The organism is Xanthobacter wiegelii, from assembly GCF_043193855.2.
Lineage (GTDB): Bacteria > Pseudomonadota > Alphaproteobacteria > Rhizobiales > Xanthobacteraceae > Xanthobacter > Xanthobacter flavus_A.
This window is the reverse complement of record NZ_CM195529.1, coordinates 2031772-2047439: the sequence shown is the minus strand read 5'-3', so window position 1 is coordinate 2047439 and position 15668 is coordinate 2031772. Positions and strand designations below refer to the sequence as shown.

Here is a 15668-nt window from a genome sequence, read left to right as displayed (position 1 = left end):
CTTCGCCAGCTCCAAGGCTGTCTCGCGGGCTTGAGGCGCAGCGCCGAAGAAAGCGGCCCCGCAAGCCTCAGCCAAGCATCAGCGCAGTACGATCTCAGGCGAAGGCGGACACGTGCTGAACAGGCGGCCTCGGCGTCTCGGCCGGGCGCTCGTGCGGCTGCGTCAACACCGCGAGGGTAGGCGTCGCCACCAGCAGCGCGGCAAGCATCATCACGACCACGGAAATCAGAACGGAACCATTGGCAACGCGGGGCATCGCGGGACTCCCTTTCCCCGATTCCGGCTGATGGTCCGCCGCACCATCGCCATCCCTAATATAACCTTAATTGGCTGGGGACGGTTCCTCTGCTCAAGGTCACGTTCGCGAGAGTAGGGTTGCGCGAATCATCTAATGCACCTCCCGGTTACCGCCGGACAGAGCAGCTCCGCTTCCCCGACCATGCCGGTGGTGTTCGATTGAAGTGGATGAGATGTCGAGCCGCTGCGGTGCGGCAACGATGGCGCCTTGCGCACGCCCCCGCGCCGCACTGATATGGCGGCATGATAGACAAGCTCGAATACCTGATCGCACTTGCGCGTGAACGCCACTTCGGCCGGGCGGCCGAGGCCTGCGGCGTCACCCAGCCCACGCTCTCCGCCGGCATCAAGCAGCTGGAGGACACGCTCGGCGTGCTGCTGGTGCAGCGCGGCTCCCGCTTCATGGGCTTCACGCCCGAGGGCGAGCGGACGCTGGAATGGGCGCGGCGCATCGTGGCCGATTCCCGCGCCATGCGTCAGGACATCGATGCGCTGAAACGCGGCCTCGCCGGCCCCCTGCGCATCGCCGCCATTCCCACCGCTCTGCCCATGGTGGCGGCGCTGACGACCCCGTTCCGCGCGCGCCATCCGGACGTGCGCTTCACGGTGATCTCGCGCACCTCCATCGAGATCCTGAACCACCTCGAGAATTTGGAGATCGACGCCGGCCTCACCTATCTCGACAACGAGCCGCTCGGCCGGGTGAACACCGTGCCGCTCTATCGCGAGCGCTACCGCCTCGTCACCGCCGCCGATGCCAAATACGGGGACCGTGAGAGCGTCACCTGGGCGGAGGTGGCCGAGCTGCAGCTCGCCCTTCTCACCCCTGACATGCAGAACCGACGGATCGTGGACAATCTCCTCGCCGCCGCCGGCGCCAGCCACAAGCCGACGCTGGAATCCAACTCCATGATCGTGCTGTTCACCCACGTGCGCACGGGACTGTGGTCGAGCGTGATGCCCGCCATGCTGGCGGATTCGCTGGGGCTGACCTCCACGGTGCGCTCCATCCCGATCCTGGAGCCGGACATTTCCCATTCCATCGGCCTTGTGGTGCCCCATCGCGAGCCGACGACGCCCATTACCGCTGCTCTCGTTGCGGAAGCCCGCCGCATCGCGCCGAAGCTGGAGCAGGCCACATTGGCCGATCCAGCCATTGCTGCAATGCAACAATAAGGGACGGCAATCGCCGCTCCCAAAATCGTGTCCGCATAGAAAAACACGATCAATATACCAAGAACCATCCCAGACTGACCGGATTGACGCAGGCCAGCGCGTTGAAATGCGGTCAGGGACGGTCTTGAACGCAAGCCTCTTGATAGAAATGTTCTATCGCAACATCCCACAGCTGCCTTGATTGAAGGCCCGCGTGTGACACACTTTCCTCCAAGCAATACGAAGCGGCGGCAACGCGGCCTCGGACAGTTGGGGAAAGCGAGACGTCCATGGCGGTCTATGAGGATTGGAACACCGAGCGCGCAGCGCAGGTGATCGCGGAGCACAAGCATCTCGACGGCGCCACCATGCCGATCCTGCACGCCATGCAGGAGACGTTCGGTTTCGTGCCCGATCCGGTGGTGCCGATGATCGCGGAGACGCTCAACCTCTCCCGCGCCGAGGTCTATGGCGTCCTCACCTTCTATCACGACTTCCGCCGCGAGCCGCCGGGCCGCACAGTGGTGAAGCTGTGCGCCGCCGAGGCCTGCCAGGCCATGGGCAGCACCGCCCTCACCGCCTATGCGGAAGAGAAGCTGGGCGTCGCCATGGGCGAGACCTCGGCCGACGGGCGCGTGACGCTCGAACCCATCTATTGCCTCGGCCTGTGCGCCTGCGCCCCCTCTGCTCTGGTGGACGGGCAGTTGGTCGGCCGCCTCGACCGCGCCACCGTCGATGAAATCGCCGAGTGCGTCGCCGCCGGCAAGCACTTCGGAGAGGTGTGATGAAGTCCCCCCGCATCTTCGTTCCCAACGACGCCACCGCCATCGCATGCGGTGCCGACCGCGTCGCCAAGCGACTTGAGGCCGGCCTCCTCGCCCGCGGCATCACCGCCGACATCACCCGCAACGGCTCGCGCGGCATGTTCTGGCTGGAGCCGCTGGTGGAAGTCGAGACCGAGCGTGGCCGCATTGGCTATGGCCCGGTGACGCCCGCCGAGGTGGATGAGCTGCTGCACGCCGGCTTCCTGCACGGCGCCGATCACCCCAAGTGCATCGGCGTGGTGGATGAGCTGCCCTGGCTGAAGAAGCAGACGCGCCTCACCTTCGCCCGCATCGGCATCATCGATCCGCTCTCCCTCACCGAATACGAGGCGCACGGCGGCTACCGTGGCCTGAAGCGCGCCATCGATCTTGGACCGTCCGGAACCGTGGAAGAGGTGTTCGAGAGCGGCCTGCGCGGCCGTGGCGGCGCCGGCTTCCCGACCGGCATCAAGTGGCGCACGGTGGCGGCCGCCCCGGCCGACCAGAAGTACATCGTCTGCAACGCCGACGAGGGCGACAGCGGCACCTTCGCCGACCGCCTTATCATGGAGGCGGACCCCTACTGCCTCATCGAGGGCATGACGATTGCCGGCCTCGCCGTGGGCGCGACCAAGGGCTTCGTCTATTGCCGCTCGGAATATCCCATCGCCTTCGTGGTGATGGAGAAGGCAATCGAGAAGGCCCGCATGGCGGGCCTGCTCGGCGACAACATCATGGGCTCGGGCCTCTCCTTCGACATGGAAATGCGCATGGGCGCGGGCGCCTATGTGTGCGGCGAGGAGACCTCGCTGCTGGAGAGCCTTGAGGGCAAGCGCGGCCTCGTGCGCGCCAAGCCGCCGCTGCCGGCCCATGTGGGCCTGTTCGGCAAGCCCACGGTCATCAACAACCTCGTCTCCCTCGCCACCGTGCCGATCATCCTGGACAAGGGCGGCAAGTTCTATCGCGACTTCGGCATGGGCCGCTCGCGCGGCACCATGCCCATCCAGCTTGCCGGCAACATCAAGCATGGCGGCCTGTTCGAGACGGCGTTCGGCATCTCGCTGGGCGATCTGGTGAACGAGATCGGCGGCGGCACGGCGTCCGGCCGTCCGGTGAAGGCGGTCCAGGCGGGCGGGCCGCTCGGGGCCTACCTGCCCGTGCACCAGTTCGACACGCCGTTCGACTACGAGGCCTTCGCGGCCAAGGACGCGCTCATCGGCCACGGCGGCATCGTGGTGTTCGACGACACGGTGGACATGGCCCACATGGCCAAGTTCGCCATGGAGTTCTGTGCCCACGAAAGCTGCGGCAAGTGCACCCCCTGCCGCATCGGCTCCACCCGTGGCGTCGAGACCATCGACAAGATCGTCGCCGGCGAGAAGCGCGAGCAGAATCTCGCCCTGCTGGAAGACCTCTGCCACACCATGAAGCTCGGCTCGCTCTGCGCGCTCGGCGGCTTCACGCCCTACCCCGTCGTCAGCGCCCTCACCCATTTCCCGGAAGACTTCGGCGCCACGCCGAAGCTGCCGGCCGCCGCAGAATAATTGGAGGAACGACATGTCCCTCGTCCACGAAATCGACTACGGCACGCCGGCTTCCAAGTCGGAGAAGCTGGTCACGCTCACCATAGACGGCATGAAGGTGCAGGTGCCGGAAGGCACCTCCATCATGCGCGCCGCCATGGAGGTGGGGAACCAGATCCCCAAGCTTTGCGCCACCGACATGCTCGACGCCTTCGGCTCCTGCCGCCTGTGCCTCGTCGAGATCGAGGGCCGCAATGGCACGCCCGCCTCCTGCACCACGCCGGTGGCGGACGGCATCGTGGTGAAGACCCAGACCGAGCGGCTCAAGAAGATCCGCAAGGGGGTGATGGAGCTCTACATCTCCGACCACCCGCTGGACTGCCTGACCTGCTCCGCCAATGGCGATTGCGAGCTGCAGGACATGGCCGGCGTCGTCGGCCTGCGCGACGTGCGCTACGGCTACGAGGGCGAGAACCACACGAAGCTCGGGAAGGACGAGTCCAACCCCTACTTCACCTATGAAAAGTCGAAGTGCATCGTCTGCAACCGCTGCGTCCGCGCGTGCGAGGAAGTGCAGGGCACGTTCGCGCTGACCATCTCCGGCCGTGGCTTCGACAGCCGCGTCTCGCCGGGCATGGACGAGAGCTTCCTCACCTCGGAGTGCGTCTCCTGCGGCGCCTGCGTGCAGTCCTGTCCGACCGCGACGCTGAACGAGAAGGCCATGTACAACATCGGCACCCCCGAGCATTCGGTGGTGACGACGTGCGCCTATTGTGGTGTCGGCTGCACCTTCAAGGCCGAGATGCGCGGCGACGAGCTGGTGCGCATGGTGCCCTACAAGGACGGCAAGGCGAACCGTGGCCATTCCTGCGTGAAGGGCCGCTTCGCCTATGGCTATGCGGTCCATCAGGACCGCATCCTGAAGCCCATGATCCGCTCCTCCATCCACGAGCCGTGGAAGGAAGTGAGCTATGAGGAGGCCATCGCCTATGCCGCCTCCGAGTTCAAGCGCATCCAGGAGAAGTATGGCAAGCGCTCGGTGGGGGGCATCACCTCCTCGCGCTGCACCAACGAGGAGACCTACCTCGTCCAGAAGCTGATCCGCGGCGGCTTCGGCAACAACAACGTCGACACCTGCGCCCGCGTCTGCCACTCGCCCACCGGCTACGGCCTCTCCGTGACCTACGGCACCTCGGCCGGCACGCAGGATTTCGACAGCGTCGAAGAAACCGACGTGGTGCTCATCATCGGTGCCAACCCGACCGACGGCCACCCGGTGTTCGGCTCGCGCCTCAAGAAGCGGCTGCGCCAGGGCGCCAAGCTGATCGTGGTGGATCCCCGCCGCACCGACGTGGTGCGCTCGCCCCATATCGAGGCGGCCTACCACCTGCCGCTGCGCCCGGGTACCAACGTGGCGATCGTGACCGCCATGGCCCATGTCATCGTCACCGAAGGGCTGGTGAACGAGCAGTTCGTGCGCGAGCGCTGCGACTGGGACGAGTTCCAGGAATGGGCCGCCTTCGTTGCCGAGGAGCGCCACTCCCCCGAGGCGGTGGAGAAGTATACCGGCGTTTCCGCCGAGGCGGTGCGCGGCGCGGCCCGGCTCTATGCCACCGGCGGCAACGGCGCGATCTATTACGGGCTGGGCGTGACCGAGCATTCGCAGGGCTCGACCACCGTCATCGCCATCGCCAACCTCGCCATGGCCACCGGCAACATCGGCCGCAACGGCGTGGGCGTGAACCCCCTGCGCGGCCAGAACAACGTGCAGGGCTCGTGCGACATGGGCTCGTTCCCGCACGAGCTGCCGGGCTACCGCCACATCTCGGACGACGCCACCCGCGCCGCGTTCGAGGCCCTTTGGGGCGTCGGGCTCGACGAGGAGCCGGGCCTGCGCATCCCCAACATGTTCGATGCGGCGGTCGAAGGCACCTACAAGGGCATGTATGTGCAGGGCGAGGACATCCTCCAGTCCGACCCCGACACCAAGCACGTCTCGGCCGGCCTTGCCGCGCTGGAGTGCCTGGTGGTGCAGGACCTGTTCCTGAACGAGACCGCCAATTACGCCCACGTCTTCCTGCCGGGCTGCTCCTTCCTCGAGAAGGACGGCACCTTCACCAATGCCGAGCGCCGCATCCAGCGCATCCGCAAGGTGATGGCGCCGAAGAACGGCTACGCGGACTGGGAGGTCACCCAGATGCTCTCCAACGCGCTGGGCTTCCCCATGAACTACCAGCATCCGTCCGAGATCATGGACGAGATCGCGGCGCTGACCCCCTCGTTCGCCGGCGTCAACTACAAGCTGCTCGACGAGCTGGGCTCGGTGCAGTGGCCCTGCAACGAGAAGGCGCCGGAAGGCACGCCCATCATGCACATCGGCGGCTTCGTGCGCGGCAAGGGCAAGTTCATGCTCACCGAGTACGTGCCCACCGACGAGAAGACCGGGCCGCGCTTCCCGCTGCTGCTCACCACCGGCCGCATCCTCAGCCAGTACAATGTGGGCGCCCAGACCCGGCGCACCGAGAACTCCGTCTGGCATTCGGAGGACGTGCTGGAAGTCCATCCGCACGATGCCGAGCTGCGGGGCATCCGCGACGGCGATTTCGTGAAGCTGGACAGCCGCGCCGGCTCCACCTCGCTGCGTGCGGTGATCTCCGATCGCGTCTCGCCCGGCGTGGTCTACACCACCTTCCATCACCCGGTGACGCAGGCCAACGTGGTGACCACCGACTATTCCGACTGGGCCACCAATTGCCCGGAATACAAGGTGACGGCGGTGCAGATCTCGCCCTCAAACGGCCCGACCCAGTGGCAGGAGGAATACGAGGACCTCAGCCGCAAGAGCCGCCGCATCGCGGCGGAGTGAGAGGTCAGCGCCCATCCGGGGAGGGAGCCGCCCCATACGTTCGCGCCCCCTCTCCCCTTGCGGGAGAGGGCCGGGGTGAGGGGTTAACCTCCCTCTCCTCAAAATCAAGCGCTGACGGAAAGACCCTGCCCCCCTCACCCCCGGCCCCTCTCCCGCAAGGGGAGAGGGGAGCTAAGCGGAGTGCAACCCCTTCCCGCCGCCCTCAGGTGCCCCCATCTGAATGAAACCATGACCGACGAACCCACCTGCCCGCTCCCCTCAGACCTCCCCGCGCCCCCTCCGGCGCGGCGGGTGGAGCGTGTGCAGATCAGGGACGGTGCGCTCTCCGCCGGCACCCGCGCGGTGCCGGAGGAAGTGCCGGTGGCCCTCACCTTCAACGGAACCACACATGCTGTGATGATGGCGAGCCCGACCGACATCGCCGCCTTCGCGCTGGGATTTGCGCTCACCGAGGGCATCGTCGCGGCGAAGGAGGAGATTCTCTCCCGCGACGTGATCGTCGTCGATGAGGGCATCGAGGCGCGCATGTGGATCGCTGAGGAGAAGATGAAGCATCTCTCCGCCCGGCGGCGCGCGCTCGCCGGCCCCACCGGCTGCGGCCTGTGCGGGGTGGAGAGCCTGTCCGAGGCGGTGAAGCCCGCGGCCCATGTCACGACCACGGCCTCCTTCGCGCCCGACGTTGTGCTGGGCGCCATGGCCGCCCTCGGCCCCCTCCAGGCGCTGAACCGGGAGACCCGCGCGGTGCACGCCGCCGCCTATTTCGAACCCGGCCGGGGCATCCTCGCCCTCGCCGAGGATGTAGGCCGCCACAACGCCCTGGACAAGCTCGTCGGGATGGCCTCCGACGCGGGCTTCGACACCGCCCGTGGGCTCCTCCTGCTCACCAGCCGCGTCTCCATCGAGATGGTGCAGAAGGCGGCGGTGCTGGGCGTGGGTGTGATCGCGGCGGTGTCTGCACCCACCTCACTCGCCATCCGCACGGCGGAAGCGGCGGGCATCACCCTTGCCGCCATCGTGCGCGACGACGGCTTCGAGATTTTCACCCATCCCGGGCGCATCGCGCCCGCGTCATCGGAACGGGACCATGTCGCATAACTCGACCGAAAAGCTCGTCTACATGGCCAACCAGATCGCCACCGCCTTCGCCGCGCAGAAGCACGAGGCGGCGGTGGAGGCGACGCGCACCCACATCCGGAAGTTCTGGGACCCGCGCATGCGCACCAAGATCGCCGAGCATGTGGCTCACGGCGGCGAGGGCCTTCTGCCCATCGCCCGCGAGGCGCTGGAAGGATTGCAGGCGCCGAAGGCCGCCTGATCCCCGCGCCCTCCCCTACACCACGTCCTTCGGCGCGAGGGCGCACTGCATGCGCCCTTGCTCCACCTGAAGCACCGGGTGGACGATCCCGAAACGCGCCTTCAGCCCCTCGCAGGTCGCCGACAGGAAATCGTCGTCGAGGTCGGCGCCCGGCCGGACCAGATGCGCGCTGAGCGCCACGGACGTGGTGCTGAGGCCCCAGATGTGGAGATCGTGGACCTCGCTCACGCCGGGACGCCCGGCGAGATAGGCTTCCACCGCTGCAGGGTCGATGCCCTCGGGCACCATGTCCATGGCGAGGTTCACGCTGTCCTTCAGCAGCCCCCAGGTGCCGGCAATGATGGCGATGGAGATCGCCAGCGACACCACCGGGTCGAGCCACAGCCAGCCGGTGAGTGCGATCACCGCGCCCGCGACCACCACTCCGAGCGAGATCGCGCCATCGGCCATCATGTGGATGAAGGCCCCACGCACGTTCAGGTCGCCCTTGCGACCCGCCATGAACAGCAGCGCCGTGCTGATGTTCACGACCACGCCCGCCAGCGCCACCATCATGACGACGCCGGTCTGGATCGGCTCGGGGTGGGAGATGCGGCCGAAGGCTTCCAGAATGATGCCGCCGGTGGCGACCAGCAGGAGCATCGCATTGGCGAGCGCGGCGAGGATGGACGAGCGGCCATAGCCGTAGGTGCGCTTCGCCGTCGGCGCGCGGCGCGACAGCCAGGCGGCGCCCCAGGCGAGCAGCAGGCCGAGCACGTCGGAGAGATTGTGCCCCGCATCCGCCAGCAGGGCGAGCGAGCCGGACCAGAAGCCGAACCCCGCCTCGATGATGACGAAGCCGAGATTCAGCCCGGCCCCGATGGCGAAGGCGCGGAGCGAATCCGGCGGGGCATGGGAATGGCCGTGACCGCCGTGGCCGTGGGCATGGCCACCGTGCGCACGTCCGGCGTGCGCATGTCCGCCATGGTCGTGACCCGCGTGGTCGTGGGAGCCGTGGTCGTGGGACCCTAGGCCTTGGCCGCCATGATCGTGATCGTGGTCCGGACCGCCGTGAAGGGATGCCATGCCGCGCCTCCATGCCTTTGCGCGGCATCTTCCACAAGCGCCGTGCGATGTCACGCCCGGCGGGCGCGGCGCAGGCGCGCGGCTATCCCAGGAATGCAGAAGCGGTCCGCGCGAAAGCCTCAGGCTGCTCGATGGCGGAGAGATGCCCGCCGGGCAGCCGCGCCAGCTTCGCGCCGGGAATGGCGCCCGCGATGGTCTCGCCCCAGGCCGGCGGCGTGGAGCGGTCGCCATCCGAGACGATGACCAGCGTCTGCGTGGCGATGCGCGGAAGGTCGGCGCGGAAATCCATATCGCGCATGGCGGCGCTGGTGCCCATGTAGCCGGCGGGGTTCGTGCCCGTGACCATGGCGCGGACCTCCGCCACCCGCGCCGGACGCTGGGCCTTGAACTGCGGCGTGAACCAGCTGTCGATGACGGAATCGGCAATCGGCCCGGTTCCGTCCTTGCGCACCGCCTTGATGCGATGATCCCAGAAACGCGCCGGCCCGGCATGGGCGGTGGTGTTGGCGATCACAAGGCGGGTGAGGCGCTGCGGCGCGTTCAGCGCCAGCCACTGGCCCACCATGCCGCCGAGCGACAGGCCGCAGAAATCGGCGGTGGAGAGACTGAGGCGGTCCATGATGGCCAGCACATCCCGGCCGAGATCGCCCATGGCATAGACCTGATCCGGCGCGGCGCTCTCGCCATGGCCCCGGGCGTCGTAGCGGATGAGGCGGCGGCCGGGGAACAGGGGCACCACCTCGTCCCACATGCCGAGCGTGCAGCCGAGGGAGTGGGAGAGAATGAGCGGCGGCGCGCCCACCGGCCCGGTCACCTCCACCCTGAACCGCTCGCCCGAAACCTCCAGCAGCGCCACGGCGCCCTCCCCTCCGGATTCAGTATGCCAGAGGTGTAGCGCGTTCAGGGGAAGGCGCAAGCGTATGGTGGAAAGTGTGACCGCCGGAGCGGGCTGTAGCCGACCGTCGTCCTCCGGCTCGACCGGAGGACCCACCTCTCCTCCCGCACCGGCGCCGGGCCAGACCATGGCCCTCCGGTCGAGCCGGAGGGCGACGGCGGCAGAAGGGGAGAGCGAGGGAAAAGGGACGTGGACGGTTCGAGGGAGAAACCCTTACCGCGCGCTCACTCCAGATCGGTCTCGAAGATGGCCATGCGAAAGTTCTGCGTGGCCTTCCCCTTTTCCTCGTCCTTGGTGAGGGTGCCGATGGCATCATCGCCGAGATAGACCTCGGCCGTGTCCTTCGACTTCGCGAAGGCAACCACCTTGAACTTCGGATTGCCGAACTTGGTGCGGAGGTAGCTCGGAGCGTCCTTATCCAGAACCGGCATGCGGAAATGGTAGGAAAGCTCGCCGTCCTCCTCGTCCTTGTCCAGAGTGCCGATGGCTTCCTCGCCGAGGAACACCTCGGCGCTGCCCTTCGGCTTCGCGCGGGCCGCCACGTTGATCTGCGGATTGTTGAAGAGGTTCCGCATATAACGCTGCACCTGCTCGATCTCGGTCTTGTCCAAGGGGTGTCCTCCTGAGAGCGGATGGCCGCCTTATGGCCGCCATCGGGCGCGCGTTCAAGCCGGCCGGGTCAGATGTCCGCACCGGACCAGATGTTGTCCTCGAACATCTGGTCCATGGAGCGCGAGGGCTCGGCGCAGCCGGCCTCGCCCACAACCTTGGCCGGGATCCCGGCCACGGTTGAGTTGCGCGGCACCGGCTTCAGCACCACCGAGCCGGCGGCGACGCGGGCGCAGCGGCCCACCTCGATGTTGCCCAGCACCTTGGCCCCGGCGCCGATGAGCACGCCGCGGCGGATCTTGGGATGGCGGTCGCCGCTCTCCTTGCCGGTGCCGCCGAGCGTGACGCCCTGGAGGATGGAAACGTCATCCTCGATCACCGCCGTCGCGCCGATGACGATACCGGTCGCATGGTCAAAGAACACGCCCCGCCCGATCGGTACCTGCGGATGGATGTCCACGGCGAAGACGGAAGAGGCCCGGCTCTGGAGATAGAGCGCGAAATCCTTGTGCCCGTTGTTCCACAGGGAATGGGCCAGCCGGTGCGACTGGATGGCGTGGAAGCCCTTGAAATACAGCACCGGCTCCAGCGTGCGGTCGGCGGCGGGATCGCGGTCCACCACCGCCATCACGTCTGCGCGCAGGGCCTGGGAGATGTCCTTGTCGCGGGCGACCGCATCGAGCCAGGCGGCGCGGATGGCTGAGCCCGGCAGATCGGTGTCGCCGAGACGGGCGGCGATGCGCTCGCCGATCACGGCTTCCAGGCTCGGCTGGCCGAGGATGGCGCTGGTGAAGAAGCCGGCGAGCAGAGGCTCGCGCTCGGCGGCCTCCTCGGCCTCGTTGCGCAGGCGCGCCCAGACCGGGTCCACCACGTCGTGCCAGCGCTCGGTGCCAAGGCGCGTGACGCGCGGCGCGGCAATGTCCGGCGCGGACGAAACCGGCAGGGGCGAAACCATCGGCACTTGCGGCATCTCTGCCTCCTCGGGGATCAGACTTGCCCCTGTTCTAGCACATGCTGCGGCAAGGCGAGAGGTTCCCGCCGGCCGGCGTCAGGGGCGGGCCTTCAGGAAGTCGAGAGCGCCCTGCTTGAACACCTTGTCCCCCACGGCGGGATTGTGGTCGCGGTTCGGGATGTCGAGCTGGGTGCCGTCCGGCAGCAGGGCCACGAGCGGCGCGGCGGCGCCCGCAACCGTGTCGCGGGTGCCGATGGCCACCATCACCGGCTGGTAGATGCGGCCCACCTCCTCCCGCGTCAGCACCTGCCGGGACCCCCGGATGCAGGCGGCGAGCGCCTTGAGGTCCGCCTTGTTGGCATCGGCGAAGGCGCGGAACATGCGGCCCATGGCGTCCTTCACGTCATCGAGGCTGGGCGCCTCCAGCGCGTCCGCCACCGTCTGCGGCAGGCCCGCGCCTTCCACCAGATGGATGCCCAGCCCGCCGAAGATCGCCGAGCGTACGGCGTGGGGGAAGTGGAGCGCCATCTGGGCGGCGACGCGGGCGCCCATGGAGTATCCGATTACGTCCGCCCGCTCGAGGCCGAGGTGTCGGATCAGGCGGTGGGCGTCCTCCGCCATCAGGCGCGTGTCGTAGAGCGCGGGATCGTAGAGCTTTTCGGATTCCCCGTGACCGCGATGGTCGAAGGCGATCACGCGGTAGCCGGCCTCGGAGAGCGTCTTCGTCCAGGAGGGACCGACCCAGTTGATCTCCTTGGTGGAGGCGAAGCCGTGGATCAGGAGGACCGGCTCGCCGGCACCCTGATCGAGATAGGCGATATCGACGCCATCGGAGGAGAAATGGGGCATGAGGGACCTTCGCGGGGAACGACAAGCGGGGGAGCCTCGCGCCGCTCGGGCGCGCGGGCCGGGAAACTAGAAGGTCCCTCCCCGCCTGCCAACTCCCCGCCCGCTCCTTGCTCCCGTCCAAGCGCACGCACCGCTTCCGTGGCCGCGAGCACGTCCCGCGTCGCGGCGGCGATGACATCGCCGGCGCTGGCGGCCGGAACGGTGCGTTCCGCCACCGGCGCGAGGGTCGGCGCGCGGGGGACGTTACGCGGGACGCTGTTCTTGCGCCGCTTGGGCCGCCATGTCCGCCGGGCGCAGGCGACGCAGAAGGAATTGAAGCTCGATACGAGAGCGAAGAGGTAGAAGGCCGCCAGAAAAGCCCACCAGATGAGGTGGAACAGCAGGCTGGTGATGGCGATGGCGCCGCGCCCCAGCGTCTTCAGGATGGCCAGCGTCTGCGCGCCCTTGGCATCGGCGAGGCGGGCGACGCGGGAGAGATCGCGGCCGCCTTCCGCCACTTTGAGGCCCTCCAGCGCGGCGCGGGTGCCAGCCTTGGCCTGTACCCGCGCGGTGTCGTCCAGCATGCGCGTGAGGGTGGCGACACGATCGGTGCGCACCACGCTCTTAACCGCCGCTCCATCTACCGCCGCCGAGCCGGAGAGGAGGCGGCGCAGGGCGATGAAGTCCACGCTTTCCCGAGCGGCACGGGTGAAGCTGCGCAGCAGCCCGGCGGAGAGGCGGCCGGTGCGCTTCGCCGCCTTCACCAGGGAAATGCCCATGCGCACCGGCAGGCTCGCGCCCACGGTGGCATAGGTGCCGGCGGTCACCGCGATGCCCACGGCGGACAGGCCGAGAATCAGCTGGTCCGGCTCCTCGCCGCGCGCGATCTTCAGGCCCTCGCGGCCGGCATCGCGGATGTCGCCCCAGACCATGAGGTCGCTGGTCGCCGCGCCGGCAAGACCCGCGAGATCGGTCGGCTGGCCGGTGACGAAGCCCATGCCGAACGCCTTGGCGGAGTGGAGCGCCTGCGCCGCCGCGCCGTTGGCCGTTTCCACCCGCGCGCGCAGATCGGCCGGGACTTCGAGGTGCCGGGCGTCGGCCAGCGCGAGATAGGAGGTGGCGAGGGCCGCATCGTCCTCCGCCAATGCCGCCTCGATGGCGCGCGCCGCGTCCGCCCCGCTGAAGCCCTGAAGGCCGAGGTCGGCGAGCGCGGCGGGGTCATCCCGCGCGGCGATGAGCTTCGCGCTCTCCTTCGCCACGGGCACGAGCCAGGGCGCCGCGCCGAGCAGCGAGATGAAGACGACGAGGAAGGCGAAGATGCGGGCCATGGTCTTTCCGTGCCGTCATCTTCGCACCGCATTGTGGCGAAGTCGAAGACGTCCACCTGCCGCAAGCATACGGCAGATTGCCGTCGCGCCGTGTCGCTGCGCGGCTTCCGCCGGCCGCTTCGCCCGCATACAAGGGAGGAGCGCCGTCGCGCGCGAGACGAGCACAGGCCCGAAGCCGGGCCGGAGACGCCGGGGCATGAGCGTTACGGGATCGAGAGAACCAGCCGCCGCGGGCGCGCCGACGGCACTGGACCAGGCTCTGAGGACGATCCGGCCGGCCTTCGTGAGCGTCGTGGTGTTCAGCTTCTTCATCAACCTGCTCGGCCTCAACGCCTCCATCTACATGATGCAGGTCTACGACCGGGTGCTCGGCAGCCGCAGCATCGAGACGCTGGTGCTGCTCACCCTCATCACCGGCTTCCTCTATCTGGTGTGGGCGGCGCTGGAGGGGCTGCGCTCGCGCCTGCTGGAGCGGGCCGGCATCGCCTTCGATACCAAGGTAGCGGCGGACGTGTTCGACGCCGTGCGCCGCATGGCGCTGCGCGCGCCGGGCAACGGACAGGCCCAGGCCCTGCGCGATCTCGACACCGTGCGCGATTTCTACGCCGGCGCCGGCCTCGCCGCTCTGTGCGACGTGCCGTGGGTGCCCATCTACATGATCTGCGCCACGCTGCTGCACCCCTATTATGGCGTGCTGGCGGTGGCGAGCTGCCTGTTCTCCGGCTTTCTCGCCGTGCTCAACAACCGCGCGACCCGACAGAGCCTCGCCGAGGCGAGCCGCGCCGGCATCAAGGCGAATGCTCTTGCCACGGCCACCCTGCGCAATGCGGAAGTGCTCAAGGCCATGGGCATGTCGAAAGCCCTGCGCGCGCGCTGGAGTGAGGCGCACGAGGCCGCCATGGGCTGGCAGAGCCGGGCGGGCGACCGGGGGGCGCTCCTCATCGGCATCACCAAGTTCAACCGGGCGCTGGTGCAGAGCATCGTGCTTGGGCTGGGCGCGTGGCTTGCCATTCAGAAGCAGATCTCGCCCGGCATGATCATCGCCGGCTCCATCCTCGTGGGCCGCTGCATCCAGCCCATCGAGCAGGCGGTGAGCAACTGGAAATCGGTGGTGAACATGCGCACCGCCTATGGCCGCATCCAGCTGCTGCTGCGCGCCGCCCCGCCCCCCGCCGAACGGCTGCGCCTGCCCGAGCCCTCGGGCGCGGTGAGCGTGGAGAACCTGTTCGTGCGGGCACCGGGCCGCGAGGCCGCGGTGCTGCGCCAAGTGTCGTTCCGCCTCGATGCCGGCAGCGTGCTCGGCGTCATCGGGCCGACGGCGGCGGGGAAATCCACCCTTGCGCGGGCGCTGGTCGGCGTATGGCCGGCCGCCTCCGGCGCGGTGCGGCTCGACGGCTCCGACCTTGCCCACTGGGACGAGGAGCAGCTCGGCCGCCATGTGGGCTACCTGCCGCAGGACGTGGAGCTGTTCGCCGGCACCATCGCCGAGAACATCGCCCGCTTCACGACGGCCGAGTCGGAGGCCGTCGTGGCGGCGGCGCGGCTGGCCGGGGTCCACGAAATGATCCAGCAGCTCCCGCAGGGCTACAATACCGAGATCGGCGACGGCGGCCTCGCCCTGTCCGGCGGGCAGCGCCAGCGCATCGGCCTCGCGCGGGCGGTCTTCGGCCTGCCGGCGCTGATCGTGCTCGACGAGCCCAACGCGAGCCTCGACCCGGCCGGCGAGGCCGCGCTGACCGAGGCGCTGAAGCAATTGAAGGCGGCGCGCCGCACGGTGGTGCTCATCACCCACCGGCCGGCCGCCCTCGCCCAGTGCGACCTCGTGCTGGCCCTGAAGGACGGCGTCGCCCTCGCCTTCGGCCCGCGCGACGAGGTGATGAAACGCGTCGCAGAGGCGGCTCAAGGCGCCCCGGCCGGGGCGGCGCCCTCGCCGGCGCCCGCCGCGCCCTCTGTCCGGGTGCGAAAATCCGTCGCCGGCCTCGGGGCCACGCGCCCCGCACCGTCCGGCGATCCGGCGAACCAGCCGTGAGGC

14 protein-coding genes are annotated in these 15668 nt (G+C 68.6%); 7 read left to right on the top strand and 7 right to left on the bottom strand.

Annotated elements, in window-relative coordinates:
- Positions 1-94 precede the first annotated feature (94 nt).
- Entirely contained in the window at positions 95-256 is a 162-nt protein-coding gene (locus tag V5F63_RS09465; protein ID WP_209488789.1) for a hypothetical protein, read from the bottom strand.
- A gap of 284 nt (positions 257-540) precedes the next feature.
- Between V5F63_RS09465 and V5F63_RS09460 the strand changes: the two genes are divergently transcribed.
- The 6 genes from V5F63_RS09460 to V5F63_RS09435 all read left to right on the top strand — a co-directional run bounded on the left by V5F63_RS09460 (position 541) and on the right by V5F63_RS09435 (position 7959).
- A complete protein-coding gene (locus V5F63_RS09460; protein ID WP_209488788.1) occupies positions 541-1473 on the top strand; it encodes a LysR family transcriptional regulator in 933 nt (310 codons plus the stop codon).
- Between the two features lie 269 nt (positions 1474-1742).
- Entirely contained in the window at positions 1743-2237 is a 495-nt protein-coding gene (locus tag V5F63_RS09455) for a formate dehydrogenase subunit gamma (protein ID WP_209488787.1), read from the top strand.
- Complete coding sequence (locus V5F63_RS09450) at positions 2237-3799, top strand: formate dehydrogenase beta subunit (protein WP_209488786.1); 1563 nt, start codon at positions 2237-2239, stop codon at positions 3797-3799. Before V5F63_RS09455 ends, V5F63_RS09450 begins: the two co-directional genes overlap by 1 nt.
- 13 nt (positions 3800-3812) lie before the next feature.
- Entirely contained in the window at positions 3813-6644 is a 2832-nt protein-coding gene (gene fdhF / locus V5F63_RS09445; protein ID WP_394102259.1) for a formate dehydrogenase subunit alpha, read from the top strand.
- A gap of 228 nt (positions 6645-6872) precedes the next feature.
- Positions 6873-7739 carry a formate dehydrogenase accessory sulfurtransferase FdhD gene (gene fdhD, locus V5F63_RS09440; RefSeq protein WP_394102258.1) on the top strand — a complete coding sequence of 289 codons (867 nt, stop codon included), beginning with the start codon at positions 6873-6875 and terminating at the stop codon, positions 7737-7739.
- Positions 7729-7959 (top strand): formate dehydrogenase subunit delta, encoded by a 231-nt coding sequence (locus V5F63_RS09435; protein WP_168456475.1) that lies wholly within the window; start codon positions 7729-7731, stop codon positions 7957-7959. Before fdhD ends, V5F63_RS09435 begins: the two co-directional genes overlap by 11 nt.
- A 15-nt stretch (positions 7960-7974) precedes the next feature.
- Here the strand turns inward: V5F63_RS09435 and V5F63_RS09430 are convergent, their stop codons facing one another.
- The 6 genes from V5F63_RS09430 to V5F63_RS09405 all read right to left on the bottom strand — a co-directional run bounded on the left by V5F63_RS09430 (position 7975) and on the right by V5F63_RS09405 (position 13636).
- Positions 7975-9024 carry a cation diffusion facilitator family transporter gene (locus V5F63_RS09430; protein WP_394102257.1) on the bottom strand — a complete coding sequence of 350 codons (1050 nt, stop codon included), beginning with the start codon at positions 9022-9024 and terminating at the stop codon, positions 7975-7977.
- Between the two features lie 82 nt (positions 9025-9106).
- On the bottom strand, positions 9107-9880 hold the full coding sequence (pcaD, locus tag V5F63_RS09425) for a 3-oxoadipate enol-lactonase (RefSeq protein WP_394102256.1): 774 nt from the start codon (positions 9878-9880) through the stop codon (positions 9107-9109).
- Between the two features lie 263 nt (positions 9881-10143).
- Entirely contained in the window at positions 10144-10530 is a 387-nt protein-coding gene (locus tag V5F63_RS09420; protein ID WP_024279618.1) for a DUF3126 family protein, read from the bottom strand.
- A 68-nt stretch (positions 10531-10598) separates the two neighbouring features.
- Positions 10599-11498 carry a serine O-acetyltransferase gene (gene cysE / locus V5F63_RS09415; protein ID WP_209488781.1) on the bottom strand — a complete coding sequence of 300 codons (900 nt, stop codon included), beginning with the start codon at positions 11496-11498 and terminating at the stop codon, positions 10599-10601.
- Positions 11499-11576: 78 nt separating this feature from the next.
- Positions 11577-12329, bottom strand: a complete 753-nt coding sequence (locus tag V5F63_RS09410; RefSeq protein WP_209488780.1) for an alpha/beta fold hydrolase — start codon at positions 12327-12329, stop codon at positions 11577-11579.
- Entirely contained in the window at positions 12257-13636 is a 1380-nt protein-coding gene (locus V5F63_RS09405) for a hypothetical protein (protein WP_394102255.1), read from the bottom strand. The genes V5F63_RS09410 and V5F63_RS09405 overlap by 73 nt, the downstream gene beginning before the upstream one ends.
- Positions 13637-13832: 196 nt before the next feature.
- On the opposite strand from V5F63_RS09405, the gene V5F63_RS09400 reads away from it, so the two are divergent.
- Positions 13833-15665 carry a type I secretion system permease/ATPase gene (locus V5F63_RS09400; protein ID WP_394102254.1) on the top strand — a complete coding sequence of 611 codons (1833 nt, stop codon included), beginning with the start codon at positions 13833-13835 and terminating at the stop codon, positions 15663-15665.
- The last annotated feature ends 3 nt before the right edge of the window (positions 15666-15668 follow it).

What these genes read in the sequence shown, in the direction of transcription:
- V5F63_RS09465 (WP_209488789.1), bottom strand. Translation starts at nt 256, where the DNA reads ATGCCCCGCGTTGCCAATGGTTCCGTTCTGATTTCCGTGGTCGTGATG.
- V5F63_RS09460 (WP_209488788.1), top strand. Translation starts at nt 541, where the DNA reads ATGATAGACAAGCTCGAATACCTGATCGCACTTGCGCGTGAACGCCAC.
- V5F63_RS09455 (WP_209488787.1), top strand. Translation starts at nt 1,743, where the DNA reads ATGGCGGTCTATGAGGATTGGAACACCGAGCGCGCAGCGCAGGTGATC.
- V5F63_RS09450 (WP_209488786.1), top strand. Translation starts at nt 2,237, where the DNA reads ATGAAGTCCCCCCGCATCTTCGTTCCCAACGACGCCACCGCCATCGCA.
- fdhF (WP_394102259.1), top strand. Translation starts at nt 3,813, where the DNA reads ATGTCCCTCGTCCACGAAATCGACTACGGCACGCCGGCTTCCAAGTCG.
- fdhD (WP_394102258.1), top strand. Translation starts at nt 6,873, where the DNA reads ATGACCGACGAACCCACCTGCCCGCTCCCCTCAGACCTCCCCGCGCCC.
- V5F63_RS09435 (WP_168456475.1), top strand. Translation starts at nt 7,729, where the DNA reads ATGTCGCATAACTCGACCGAAAAGCTCGTCTACATGGCCAACCAGATC.
- V5F63_RS09430 (WP_394102257.1), bottom strand. Translation starts at nt 9,024, where the DNA reads ATGGCATCCCTTCACGGCGGTCCGGACCACGATCACGATCATGGCGGC.
- cysE (WP_209488781.1), bottom strand. Translation starts at nt 11,498, where the DNA reads ATGCCGCAAGTGCCGATGGTTTCGCCCCTGCCGGTTTCGTCCGCGCCG.
- V5F63_RS09410 (WP_209488780.1), bottom strand. Translation starts at nt 12,329, where the DNA reads ATGCCCCATTTCTCCTCCGATGGCGTCGATATCGCCTATCTCGATCAG.
- V5F63_RS09405 (WP_394102255.1), bottom strand. Translation starts at nt 13,636, where the DNA reads ATGGCCCGCATCTTCGCCTTCCTCGTCGTCTTCATCTCGCTGCTCGGC.
- V5F63_RS09400 (WP_394102254.1), top strand. Translation starts at nt 13,833, where the DNA reads ATGAGCGTTACGGGATCGAGAGAACCAGCCGCCGCGGGCGCGCCGACG.